Origin of the sequence: Brevibacterium sp. 50QC2O2 (assembly GCF_024580675.1) — a bacterium.
GTDB classification, from domain to species: Bacteria; Actinomycetota; Actinomycetes; order Actinomycetales; family Brevibacteriaceae; genus Brevibacterium; species Brevibacterium moorei.
Genome location: NZ_JANIJZ010000001.1, coordinates 162752 through 175335, shown reverse-complemented (window position 1 = coordinate 175335; position 12584 = coordinate 162752). Strand labels below are relative to the sequence as shown.

Annotated in this window: 9 protein-coding genes; 3 read left to right on the top strand and 6 right to left on the bottom strand. The window is 69.6% G+C overall.

What is annotated here, in order from left to right; translation table 11 throughout:
* Nucleotides 1-10: 10 nt before the first annotated feature.
* Nucleotides 11-1387 carry a M20/M25/M40 family metallo-hydrolase gene (locus tag NQ038_RS00740; protein ID WP_257048943.1) on the bottom strand — a complete coding sequence of 459 codons (1377 nt, stop codon included), beginning with the start codon at nucleotides 1385-1387 and terminating at the stop codon, nucleotides 11-13.
* 100 nt (nucleotides 1388-1487) lie between these two features.
* Complete coding sequence (locus tag NQ038_RS00735; protein WP_257061456.1) at nucleotides 1488-1838, bottom strand: VOC family protein; 351 nt, start codon at nucleotides 1836-1838, stop codon at nucleotides 1488-1490.
* 267 nt (nucleotides 1839-2105) lie between these two features.
* On the opposite strand from NQ038_RS00735, the gene NQ038_RS00730 reads away from it, so the two are divergent.
* Nucleotides 2106-3329, top strand: a complete 1224-nt coding sequence (locus tag NQ038_RS00730) for a serine hydrolase (RefSeq protein ID WP_257061454.1) — start codon at nucleotides 2106-2108, stop codon at nucleotides 3327-3329.
* Nucleotides 3330-3464: 135 nt separating this feature from the next.
* Here the strand turns inward: NQ038_RS00730 and NQ038_RS00725 are convergent, their stop codons facing one another.
* Nucleotides 3465-4538, bottom strand: a complete 1074-nt coding sequence (locus NQ038_RS00725; protein ID WP_257061452.1) for an Rv2578c family radical SAM protein — start codon at nucleotides 4536-4538, stop codon at nucleotides 3465-3467.
* Between the two features lie 44 nt (nucleotides 4539-4582).
* The gene (locus tag NQ038_RS00720) at nucleotides 4583-5536 is read right to left on the bottom strand and encodes a LysR family transcriptional regulator (RefSeq protein ID WP_257061450.1); all 954 of its coding nucleotides are present in this window, start codon (nucleotides 5534-5536) and stop codon (nucleotides 4583-4585) included.
* 69 nt (nucleotides 5537-5605) lie between these two features.
* Between NQ038_RS00720 and NQ038_RS00715 the strand changes: the two genes are divergently transcribed.
* The gene (locus NQ038_RS00715; protein ID WP_257061448.1) at nucleotides 5606-6631 is read left to right on the top strand and encodes a DMT family transporter; all 1026 of its coding nucleotides are present in this window, start codon (nucleotides 5606-5608) and stop codon (nucleotides 6629-6631) included.
* Here the strand turns inward: NQ038_RS00715 and NQ038_RS00710 are convergent.
* Both NQ038_RS00710 and NQ038_RS00705 read right to left on the bottom strand, forming a co-directional pair.
* Nucleotides 6560-8893, bottom strand: a complete 2334-nt coding sequence (locus NQ038_RS00710) for an FAD/NAD(P)-binding protein (RefSeq protein WP_257061447.1) — start codon at nucleotides 8891-8893, stop codon at nucleotides 6560-6562. The two genes, NQ038_RS00715 and NQ038_RS00710, sit on opposite strands and share 72 nt — an antisense overlap.
* Before the next feature lie 185 nt (nucleotides 8894-9078).
* The gene (locus NQ038_RS00705) at nucleotides 9079-10041 is read right to left on the bottom strand and encodes an aldo/keto reductase (RefSeq protein WP_257061446.1); all 963 of its coding nucleotides are present in this window, start codon (nucleotides 10039-10041) and stop codon (nucleotides 9079-9081) included.
* Nucleotides 10042-10184: 143 nt separating this feature from the next.
* Between NQ038_RS00705 and NQ038_RS00700 the strand changes: the two genes are divergently transcribed.
* A complete protein-coding gene (locus NQ038_RS00700) occupies nucleotides 10185-12578 on the top strand; it encodes a VaFE repeat-containing surface-anchored protein (RefSeq protein WP_257061443.1) in 2394 nt (797 codons plus the stop codon).
* The last annotated feature ends 6 nt before the right edge of the window (nucleotides 12579-12584 follow it).

The following is a 12584-nucleotide window of genomic DNA, read 5'->3' as shown; positions in this document are numbered from 1 at the left end:
CCAATGGACCTCAGGCGGTCTTGGTGAAGCGGCGGACCACCTGGTCCAGGGCGTCGACGGTCAGGTACAGGTCCTCCACTGGCAGGTGCTCATCGTGCTGGTGCAGTTGCGCATTGATGAAGGCCTGCGTGGTCGACCGGCGGTGCAGACCGAAGCCATAACCCACCCCGCCGAGCTTCCGGGCGAAGCGCAGATCCGATCCGCCGCTGGCGATCGTCGGCACGATCGCGGCATCCGGGAAGTGCTCGGCCACGACCTGTTCCATGGTCTTGAACAGCTCCGAGTCCGTCGGGCTGGCCGAGGCCGGTTCGCTGATGAGCCGCTCGATGCGCACCTCGTCGGCCAGCTCCCCCAGTGCCCCGCGCAGCACCGCGTCCACCTCGTCGTCCGTCTGGCCGGGCAGGGTGCGGATGTCCAGCTCCAGATAGGCCGCGCTGGGGAAGACGTTGATCGCCTCGCCGGCGCGCAGCACGGTGGGCGAAACGGTCAGATGGGACACCGCATGGGCATAGGGCGCCAGTTCGCCGAAGGCCTCGTAGGCCGCCTGGTCCGTGCCCTCGAGCAGGGCCAGTTCGGTGTCCTCGTCGAAGCGGAAGGCCTTGACGTATCCCTCCCAGATGGAATCCTGGGCGACGGCCGGGGCGAACCGGCCGATCGCCTCGGCGACGCGGCCGATCTTGGCCACCGCGAAGTCCCGGCCATAGGGCAGGGAGCCGTGGCCGGCGTCGCCGGTGACGTGCAGGCGGCGCTGGGCCGCGCCCTTCTCCCCCACGCCCAGAATCACGGCATCCGAGCCGTCTGCCACTGGCAGGTGCGAGCCGCCGGTCTCCGACAGGCAGTTCTTCCAGGAGAACAGCTCGGGGTATTCCTCCGACAGCCATTTGGCGCCCAGCCCTCCGCGCGCCTCCTCATCGGCCACACCCACGAAGGTCAGCGTGCCGGCCGGGCCCGCCGCCGGATCCGCCTGGGCGGCACGCGCGATCTGCCGGGTCACGACGGCCATCGAGGCGGTCAGGCACAGCATGTCGACCGCGCCGCGGCCCCAGATCGCCCCATCCTCGACCACCGCGCCGAAGGGGTCCTTCGTCCACTTGTCCGCATCCACCGGCACCACGTCCGTGTGCCCCAGCAGAGTCAGCGGCTCCGCTGCCGGGTCGGTGCCCGGCAGAGTCACGATGATGGTGGTGCGCCCCGGCCGCGGCTCGACCTTCTGGATCGTCACATTGTCCACGCCGGCGAAGAACTCCTCGAGCGTTTCGGCGCTGCGCACCTCCTGCCCGGAATCCGGGGTCAGGTCGTTGGCGCAGGCATTGCGGATCAGTGCCTGGAGCAGTTCCAGGGTCTCGGAGTGGAGTTGTTCGGCCGCAGGCGAGGTGGCAGTGGTCATCGGGCGGTTCCCTTTCGTTGGTGGATGGGCTGGGGCCAGTGGCTCAGCGGACGCCCGTTGGGATCAACTGTCGGCTGGGCTCAGCGGGCGCGGGCTGGGCTCAGCGGCCCAGCGACTTGTAGAAGACCAGGCCGTTGCCCTGGTTGTCGTAGGCGACGGTGCGGCGTTCGTGCGCGTCGTCGTACGGGCCCTTGACCACGGCACCGCCCAGGGCCTCGATGTCCTTGGCGTCCTGATCCGGATCGTCGGACTTGATCGCGACGACGGTCTTGCCGGGCAGCGGGTGGTCGACCGAGGTGGCCAGGGCCAGGGCGACCGGGCCGCCGTCGAGCTGGGCGTAGTGGGCGCCGTCGCGGAATTTCAGGCTGTAGCCCAGCTTCTCGTAGAACTCGATCGAGGCGTCGAGGTCCTCGGTGCTCAGGATGATCTGGCGGATCAGGTGTTCGGCCATGTGCGTTTCCTCCTGTTGTGTTGTGGTTCGTGTGATGGTCGGTGTGGGGTGAACGTTCGCCTGCGACGACCTTCGCCTTCGACTCTACCGCCGGATGTCGTGGAGTTCCCGGCCGGATGCAACCTGACACGATGCAACGCGAATGCACCGGCTTGGCGCTACCTTTGAGTCATCCGGCGCCACGGCAACCAGGCAGCGGACAATCATCCGAATCGGTGGGATCACCGCACCGATACGAGCATCGAACCGGCAATGAAGGCGGTCAGCATGAACACTCCAGAGAACAGCACACAATCCACCGGACACGCCGTCGACTTCGCCGGCATCGCCGACCGCCTCGACGCGGTCGTCCAATTGGCCCCGTCTGTGGGCGGCACGGTGCCCGGGGTGGTCGCCGGGGCCACCGGGCGCGATGGCGACCTGTACCTGGGCGCGGCCGGAGTGCGGGACCTGGGCACGAAGGAGCCGATGACAGTCGACACGGTCCACGCGATCTTCTCCACGACCAAGGCGATCACCGCCACCGCTGCGATGCAGCTGTACGAACAGGGCGATCTGGACCTGCAGGCGCCGGCCTCGCAGTACGCGCCGTGGCTGGCCGAGGTCCAGGTGCTCGACGGGTGGGACGGGCCCGGCAAGCCGCGGCTGCGCGCGCCCAAACGGCCCGTGACCACTCACGATCTGCTGACCCACCAGGCGGGCTTCGCCTATAACTTCTTCGATCAGGACTACCTGCGCCTGACCGAGGAATGCGGACAGCCACCGGTCACGGACGCCTCCATGGCCGCACTGCAGACCCCGCTGGTCTTCGATCCGGGCGAGAACTGGGAGTACGGGACGAACCTCGACTGGGCCGGCCAGGTGGTCGAGGGGATCACGGGGAAGAAACTGGGCGAGGTGTTCGCCGAACGGATCTTCGCACCCCTGGGCATGGAGTCCTCGAGCTTCGAGCCGGGCACTGAGATGACCGAGCGGGTCGCGTCGATCCACCAGCGCGGGGAGGACGGATCGCTCACTCCGATCGACGGCTATGTCATCCCTATCCGACCCCAGGTGCACCTGGGCGGCGCGGGTCTGTACAGCACGGTGGGCGACTATCTGAAGTTCATCCGGATGTGGCTCAACGATGGCAGTGCCGACGACGGCACGCAGGTGCTCAAGCCGGAGACGGTCGATTTCGCCACCGCCAATCACCTGGGCGACCGGCTGATCACGCCGCTGCCCGGGGTCATCCCGAGCCTGTCGAACGACGCCGAGTTCTTCCCCGGGCAGCCGAAGTCCTGGTCCTACGGCTTCATGATCAACAACGAGGACGCGCCCACCGGCCGGCCCGCGGGCTCCCAGGGCTGGGCGGGGCTGGCGAACCTGTATTACTGGATCGACAGGAAGAACGGACTGGGCGGCTTCTGGGCCACCCAGATCCTGCCGTTCGCCGACGCCGATTCCTTCGGCGGCTATATGCGCTTCGAATCGGCGGCCTACGGGAAATAAGGAGTAAGGGCGGGGCTGAAGGTGTCGCAAAGGCGGGCCGGTGTCACAAATCAGTGCTCAGGAGCCCGGACGACCGTCTTTTCGTGACACCTCCCTACATTTGGGCCGCGTCTGAACCCGGGTCCGCGGGGTCGACTAGAAGAGGGAGGGTGCGGCGGGTGCCGAACCGGCGCTCCCTGGCGGCGGGACCACGCTCCCCGGGGGCGAGGCCTCGGCGGCACCGTTCTGCGCGAGGTCGCGGGCGAAGCGCCGGGCCTCCGGGGTGTCGTCGTCGGGCAGCCAGTCCAGCCCGGCGCGTTCCAGCAGCGGCTGCATCCGGACGTCGAGCCAGTCCCTGTACTCCCGCGAGGCATAGGCCGAGTCCGCGTACATCCTGCGGTAACGCGGGTACAGATCCGGACGGGTGTGGCCGATCCAGCGCATGAACCACTCCTTGGCGCCGGGGCGCAGGTGCAGCGCGCCATAGGTGACCCGGGTGGCCCCGGCCCGGGCGACCGCCTCGACCAGGGATTCCAGCTGGGCGCGCGAATCGGTCAGCGCCGGCATGATCGGCATGAGGAACACGGTGACGTTGAAGCCCAGATCCGCGGCGGCCCGCACGGTCGCCAGCCGGGCCGAGGTGCGTGGGGTGCCGGGTTCGATCTGCTGTTGCAGCTCGTCGTCGACGATCGCGATCGACATGCCCAGTTCCACGGGGACGCGTTCGCGCGCCCGGACCAGCAGTGGCAGGTCACGGCGCAGCAGCGTGCCCTTGGTCAGGATGGAGAACGGGGTGTGGTGTTCGGCCAGGGTGGTGATGATGCCCGGCATCAGACGGTAGCGGCCCTCGGCGCGCTGATAGGGGTCGGTGTTCGTCCCCAGCGCCACATGTTCGCGGCCCCAGGACGCCCGCGCCAGTTCCCGTTCCAGCACCTGGGCCGCATTGACTTTGACGATGACCTGCGAATCGAAGTCCCGCCCGGCGTCCAAGTCCAGATATGTGTGGGTGTTGCGGGCGTAGCAGTAGACGCAGCCGTGTGAACAGCCGCGATAGGGGTTGATGGTCCACCGGAACGGCATCGAGGATGTCTCCGGCACCTTGTTCAACAGGGACTTGGCCGTGATCTCGTGGAAGGTCAGGCCTGCGAACTCCGGGGTCTGTACGGTGCGCAGCAGGCCCTTGACGCTCACCAGTCCGGGAGCTCCTTCTGCCTGTCCGCTCCACCTCATGCATGTATTCGAACACTTATTAGGACATGAGTCAAGCGCCGGGCCTACCCCGCGTACACCCCGGAAACGGCGGCGACCAGTTCCGCCAACTGCGGCGGCGCCTGGCCGCGCCACCACATGAGCCGCACCGCGATCGGCGGACCGTCCTTGACCGGCCGGAACGTGATCCCGGCGCGCCCATGATGGGCCTCAGTCGCCTCGGACGTGGTCCCAATGCCACGGCCGGCGGCGATCGCATCGAGCCAGGCGTCGATATTGTGCGTCTCCCGCGTCTTGGGCCGCGGCCCCTCGGCCGGCCACAGCGCGGCACTCGTGGTTCCCGTGTGCGGATCGACCAGCACCGTGCGCTCGGCGAGCTCCGCCATGCTCAGTTTGCGCCGCCTGGCCCACTGCGCATCGTCGGAGGCGAAGGCCGCCATCCGCCGTTCCAAGCCGACCACCGTCGTATCGAAGCGGATGTCATGGGGCTCCGCGCGCACGATCGCCACATCGCAGCGACCCTCGGCCAGCCCGGCCGAGGCGGAATCGTAGCGGACCAGCTCCAGGCCGATCCCGGGATGGGCCGATTCCCAGGCCCGGATGAAGGAGGCGGTGTGCCGCCCCAGGCCCGCCCAGGAATACCCCAGACGCAGGGTCTGCCCGCGGGTGGCCAGGAAGTCGTCGAAGTGCTGGGCCTCCAGCAGCAACCGTCTGGCGTGCTCGAGCACCTCCAGGCCCACCCCCGTCGGTTCGCAGCCACGGGCCGTGCGCAACAGGAGGCGTTCGCCGACAGCGGCCTCGAGCCCGGCGATGGTCCGCGAGACCGCGGCCTGGGAGATGTAGAGTTCCGCGCCCGCATCCGTGAACGAGCCCAGCTGTGCCGCGGTGGCGAAGACGCGCAGATCCCGCAGCGTCCACCCCCGGTGCCGCCGTTTACCCGGGCCCTGCTCCGGGCCCGGTTTCGGACTCTGCGACGACGCCTGTTCCGGCGCCTGCCTCAGCGCCTGCTCCTCAGCCATAATCAAAGCGTATAGCAGGGGCGCAATATGCACTGGACGAATGCCTTGCCCGGACGGATGCTGGATGCCATGAGAAGAGGACACGAGATCCCCGGCAGCGCTGCCCCGCAGATCGTGGGGCCCACTCCGGCGAGCGCTCGCACATCGGGCATCGCCCTGGCTCTGGCGGGCTCCCTGTCTAACCAGACCGGGGCAGCGCTGGGCGCCAAGGCGTTCCCGGTGATCGGAGTGCCGGGGGTCGTCGTGGTCCGCCAGTTCGTCACGGCCGCCGTGCTGCTCCCCCTGGCCCGGCCCCGCCTGACCCGCCTGCACGCCGGGGACTGGCTGCGGTGCACACTGCTGGCGGTGATGTTCGCGGTGATGAACCTGGCGCTGTACCTGTCCGTGCAGCGCATCGGCCTGGGACTGGCCGTCACCCTGGAGTTCCTGGGCCCCTTGGCCGTGGCAATCGGCGGGTCCAGGCGCGGGCGGGATCTGACCGGCGCCGGGCTGGCGACCGTCGGGGTGGTCGCCCTGACCCGGCCGGGGCCGGCCACCGACTGGCTCGGAATCGCGCTGGCGCTATTGGCCGGCGCGGCCTGGGGCACCTATATTCTGCTCAACCGGTCCCTGGGCCGGCGCCTGCCAGGGCTCACGGGGCCCACGGTCGCCTCGCTCATCTCGGCGCTGGCCTGGGCCCCCGTGGCCCTCTACTGGTTCGGATTCCACCTGCCACGGAATGCTTCCGACGGCCAGGGCGGCAGCGCCGCGGCACAGTTCGCCGACCCGGCCTTCCAACACGCCCTCCTGCTGGCGCTGGCGTGTGGACTCGGGTCATCGGCGATCGTCTACGCCGTGGACCTGTTGGCGCTGCGGCGGATGCCGGCGAACGCCTTCGGCGTCCTCACCAGCGTGAACCCCGTCTGGGCGGCACTGGCCGGCTGGGTGCTCCTGGGCCAGGGCCTGCACACGGCCGAGTGGACGGGGATCGCGCTCATCGTCGCGAGCAATGTGCTCATCACCTGGCCCGCCCGACGCACAGCCTCACTCCCCCGCCGGCGCGCCCACGATCGTCAGGGCCACCCGGTCGGTCTCGACCAGGAAGTTCGCTCCTGAGCGCGGATGCGGGCTGACGAAGCTGTGTCCGCTGACATCGTCATTGGGCAGCCCCAGGCTGAACAAGCCCGGCACCGCGCGGCCCGCCGGCCCGATCACCCGGTTGTCTGCGGTGATGTCGATACTGGTCGTCGGAATGCTGCCCCCGCTCGCCGCCTCCAGGCTCGATGAGCGGACCAGGCCCGCCGCATATAGTCCACACACCAGCGGATCCGCCGATTGGACCAGCATCGGATTGGCCAGCCAGCCGTCGATCAGCACGTCCGCGGCCACCGGCGCGGCACTGTGCGCGGACTCGCAGACGAACACCGACCCCGTGAGCGCCTCCCCGCTCGGGTGGGACGCGGCTCCCGGCGCTGCCGGCGCTTGGTCCGAACCCGTCAGGGTCTCGTTCGAACCCCTCAGTGCCCCGTCCGAGTCGGTCAGCGCTCGCACGGTGGGACGGGCACCCAGGCCCGCCACGACCTCGGCGTCGATGAGGGCGGCCAGCTGCCGGTAGCGTTCCGGGGGCGGGCCGCCGCCCAGCCTGGCGCCCAGGGTGCGGAAGGGCTGGTAGGCGGTACGGAAGGATTCCTCTGTGAGCACGCGGCCGCGGGTGAAGGCCGCAAGCGGGCCGCGCGCAGCGGACACCGAGCCGATGGCGGCATTGAACGCCACGGCGGGTCCGGCCTCGGCGCGGGCTGCGTCGGCGGCGAAGAAGTCGCGCAGCCAGGCCGTGTAGTCCTGCCCGGCCGGCAGTGGGCTGGGCACCCGGGGGCGCAGCCGCACCGGATCGAAGCGTTCGGCGGGGATGGGGCAGGCGGCGGCCAACAGTTCCTCGTCCACGGCGCCGAGGTCCCCGCCGGCGGCGATGGCCGCGCACAGTTCCGCGGTCGCGGCCACCGGAGCGCCGTCGAGCCGGACACGGGCGCGGTAGTAGGCGATGGCGGCATCGGCGAGCACCGCGGGATAGAGCTCGGCGGCGAAATCGACGGGCTCGCCGGTGGCCGCGCGCCGGGCCCCCGCGCGGGCGATGGCAGCGTGCAGCAGGGTGTGGTCGGCGGCCTCGGGGCCGTAGTCGGCGGGTTTGCAGCGGTAGGGGTTGCCCGAATTCGAGGCCAGCAGGACGGTGGGTTCGCGGCCCGAGGCCCGGTAGACCAGGGGCCCGCGCGGCAGCGTCACCGGGCTGTCCACGATCGGGTCGCCCTGAGTTGTGCCGGCCTGCGCCGAGTCTTCGGAGCCGCCGGAACCTGCGGAGGCGGCCGTGTAGACGCCCCCGCGGCCCTCGGTCAGGCGGGCGATGATGTCCATCGCGGTCAGGCCCAGGCCGCGCACCACCACGCGCGCCCGGTCAGGAATCGCCTCCAGGTCGTGGCGCAGCACATGGCCCGGCGGCAGCCAGGCGATCCGGGGATCGTCCGGACGGGCGGGGCCCGGATCGTTGGACACCCAGCCCAGGGCCAGGACCACATCGTTCACGCGCAGGGAAGGAGCCACTGCAGCCCGCTGCGTTCGTCCCGCAGATCCTTGCAGACCTTCAGCCTCCGGCGAGCCCGCAGAGTCCGGCGGACCTGCAACCTCCGGCGAGCCGGCGAATTCCACTTCCCAGCCGGCTTCCCCCGCCGCTGCGCGGGACTCCTCCGCGCAAGAATCCGCATCCGCGCGGGACCCCGCCACCGGGCGCAATCCCACGACCCTGGCACGGTGCACGCTCACACGCATGTTCTCGGGCGCAGTGCGCACGACCCCGGCGAAGTACCAGCGCAGGTATTCGCCGTAGACGGCGCGCGGCAGGAAGGTGTCCTCCCGGGTGGCGGCGCACAGGGCGAAGATGTCGGCGGCCGGGGCGTAGTCCGGCGCGGTCCAGGCGGCGAAGAGTTCGGCAGCGGCTGCGGGAACGCTCGCGCCCCCACCCAACCCCGCGCGCTGCGCAATCAGCTGGGTCCACTCGTAGAGGTCGGGCCCGTTGCGCACGCGTGCGGCACCGATCGTCTCATCGGTGAACAGGGTGAGTTGGCGGGCCGTGGCGTTGAGCAGCAGTTCGCGCGGCTGCTCGGGGTCCCAGATCTCGCCGGGTCCGGCCTCGGCGTCATCACAGACGTGGACGTGCAGTGTGCGGTCGGGAACCGTGGCGGCGTAGGCGCTCAACCGTTCCAGGACCGAGGTCCCGCGCGGGCCCGCGCCCACGATCGCCACGGAGTGGGGGCCGACCGCGGTTTCCAGTGGAACTCCGGAGGAGGGATGGACGGACTCGGTCACGGGTGCGGGGATATCTTCAGCCACGCACTCAATCCTAGAGAGTCACCCTGGCCGTCCCCACACATCCCGACTCGCAGCGACGCGGGGATGTGCTCGCGCTACGCGACGCAGTGCGCGACGCGACGCGCATCGGCTGCCACCGAACCGGCCCGGAAGACATTCGCGCGGTATCCTGCACTCCATCGTGCAGGACACCGCGCGAATACCCCTCAGGCAAACGGCTGCGAGGCCTCGTCGAGGCGGGCGACGGCCTCGGCCGGCAGGTCGAGGTCCTGCGCGGCGAACAGCGCGGGCAGCTGCTCGGGGGTGCGGGCCGAGGCGATCGGCGCCGTGATCCCCTTGGCCAGCAGCCAGGCGATGGCCACGGAGGCCGGCTGGGCACTCAGGCCGTCCGCGACCTCGCGCAGGGTGCCGACCAGCTTGAGGCCCTCGGGGGTGCCGTACTTCTTCAGCGAGTGCGCGCGGGGGGCGTTCTCAAAGTCCGCGGCGGTGGAGTACTTGCCGGTCAGCAGACCGGCGGCCAGGGACCAGTAGGAGAAGACGGCCAGGTCGAACTCTTCGGCCACGCTGCGGTAGCCGGCCTTCGGGGTCTCCGCCGGGCCCTCGTATTCGTGCCGGTAGACCAGCGAGTACTGCGGCTGGATCGCCACGGGGGCGGCCAGGCCCTCGCGCTTGGCGGTGAGCATCCAGTCGCGCTGGCGGGCCGGGCTCAGGTTCGACATGGCGATATAGCGGACCTTGCCGGACTTGACGGTGGCGTCGAAGGCCGCGGCGATGTCCTCGATCGGGGTGTAGTCGTCGTCGAAGTGCGCGTAGTACAGGTCGATGTAGTCGGTCTGCAGGCGGGTCAGGGATTCGTCCACGGTGGCCGCGATGTTCGCAGGCTCCAGGTTCTTCCGGCCCGGCTGGGCGCCCACCTTGGTGGCGATGACGACCTTGTCACGGTTGCCGCGGGCCGCCGTCCAATTGCCGATGATGGTCTCCGACAGGCCACCGACCGGACCGGTGTAGGACGCGGAGGAATCGATGAAGGTGCCGCCGCCTGCCACGAAGCCGTCGAGCACCTCGAAGGAGGTCGGTTCGTCGGAGGTCCAGCCGAAGACGTTGCCGCCCAGGTTGATGGTGCTCACGGACAGGTCGGTGTTCGGGATCAGAGTGTATTTCTCAGTCATGCAAACAGTCTAAGGGCGGCACCGCCCTGCGCGACCCCTTGTGCCGTCCCTTGCTCATCCCAACGCTTCGCCCACACAATCCCAACGCTCGAACCGTCCTGTGGGCTAGTGTGCCCGCGTGCGGTTCTCAATAGCGTCGAAACATGACCCGAAATGACCCGCGCACCGCCGCGCCACCGCCCCGCAGCTCATCGAAGAACTCATCGTCACACCGCACCTCCGGCGCGTTCCGCGCCACCGTGCGCCGCACCCTGCGTTCCGTCCTGGCCCTGCTGGTAGCCGGCCTACTGGCCCTGGCGCCGGCCCTGTTCACGGGACCGGCCCAGGCCTTCACCTTCCCCGATGGCTATCCCAAGATGGGCAAGGCGTCCGAATCCGTTAACGGCTACTCCGTGAAAACGGCTTCCAGCTCCGTTCGCACCACCCTGTTCCCGCTGTACACGGAAGCCGGCGATAAAGCCGACCAGCTGGCCTACTGTGTGGAATTCACCGTCAACGCCCAGTACGACATCGGCATGAATGTGGGCGACTGGAACAGCTTCCCGGGCGAGAACAACTTCGCCGAGAGCCTGGAGGTCAGAGAGAAAGTCGCCTGGATCGTCTCCCACTCCTACCCGCAGATGAGCCTGGACGCTCTGCGGCAGGCCTCCGGCATTTCAGGGCTGTCGGAGAAGGCGGCGATCGCCGGGACCCAGGCCGCCATCTGGAAGCTGACCGATGACTTCGTCTACCGCGGCTTGACCAGCAGCGCTCCGAACGCCGCGACGAAACAGGTGGGCGACCTCATCGCCTACCTGACCGGCGATGCGAACACGCGCGAAACCGAATCCGACGCACCGCAGCTGACCGCCAGCGGCCCGGACACCGCAGGAGTCGCGGGCAGCAGGGTCGGCCCGTTCCGCTTCACCGCCTCCGCTCCCACCGTCGCAGTCACCGTCGATCCCGACTACCCGCTGGTCGATGCCGAGGGCAAGGCGATCGACGCCACGGCAGTGCCCGCCGGCACCGATTTCTACCTCGACGTACCCGCCTCGGCAGGTGCCGGCTCCGCGACGATCACCGCCTCACTGACCGGCCCGGAGCGGGTGGGCATGCTGGTGACGAACACGGATCCGCGCGCCCAGACCCTGATGATCGCCCGCAGCGACCAGACCGAGGTCACCGCCTCCGCCCTGGCCGACTGGACCGATGTGCCCAAGATCGGCACCGAGGCCCGTGATGGGGACGACGAGGATTCCTTCCTCCCGGAGACCGGCCCCGCCACGATCGTCGACACCGTCGCCTACCAGAACCTGCGCCCCGGCACGGAGTACACCGTCAGGGGCGAGTTGATGGTCCGCGACGGCTCCGCCAACGGCAAGCCCACCGGCATCACGGCGGAGAAGACCTTCACCCCCGAAGAGGCATCCGGCTCCGTCGAGCTGACCTTCGAGGTTCCAGCCGACGTGCTGCGCGGCGAGGTCGTGGTCGTCTTCGAGCGCCTGTACCAGGACGATCAAGAGGTCGCCGTGCACACCGACATCGAGGACGCGGATCAGACCGTTTACCGGCCCGCCATCGACACGGACGCCTACGACTTCACCGGTCACGACCCCGACTCCGATCCGGACCGCGACACGCTGGGCAAGCAGCTGCCGGCCACCGGCGGCGTGCTGCGCGACTACGTGTCCTACTCCGGCCTGCGCCCGGGCGACACCTACCGCCTGCGCGGGACCGTAATGGACCAGGAGACCGGCGAATCCACCGGCATCACCGGAATGGCCGACTTCACCCCGGAGGAGTCCTCCGGGGTGGCCCACATGGACTTCGACATCCCGGCCGAGCACGCCGGACGCACCCTGGTCGTCTTCGAGCGCCTGTTCCTGCTGCCCGAATCCGCGGACGAGGTCCCGGCCGGGGAAACGCGGATGCGCAAGTTCTCCTCCGAGACCGATGAGCCGAAGGAGAAGGAGCTGGCCAAGCACGAGGACCTGGCATCGGCCAGGCAGACGGTCACCGTCTCCCCACCGCCCACTCCCGAACCCTCGGAAACGCCGACACCGGAGCCGTCCGAGACGCCGAGTGAGACGCCCACTCCGGAACCCTCGGAGACCCCGAGCGAAACGCCGACACCGGAACCCTCCGAGACGCCGACGCCAGAGCCATCTGAAACGCCGAGCGAAACACCTAGCCCGGAACCCAGCGAGACTCCCTCGGAGACCCCATCGCCGGAACCGTCGGAAACGCCTGCCGACACTCCGAGTGAGACGCCGAAGCCAAGCGAGACCCCCGAGGAGGAGGTCCTGCCCAGCATCGTCCCGACCCCCGAGGACTCGCCCAGTGCACCCGCGGCACCCCCGGCGGGACCGGACGCCCCACGTGGACCCGAGGCCCCGGAACAGCCCGAACAGCCGAAGCAGCCGGACACCCCGGAGAGCCAGGGCAATCGCCTGCCGCGCACCGGTCTGGAAGCGGGCCTGGCGCTGACAGCGGGGCTGACCCTGCTGGCCATCGGCGGCATCACCATCGCGGTGAGCTACAGGCGCCGCCGGAGCTGACCGCAT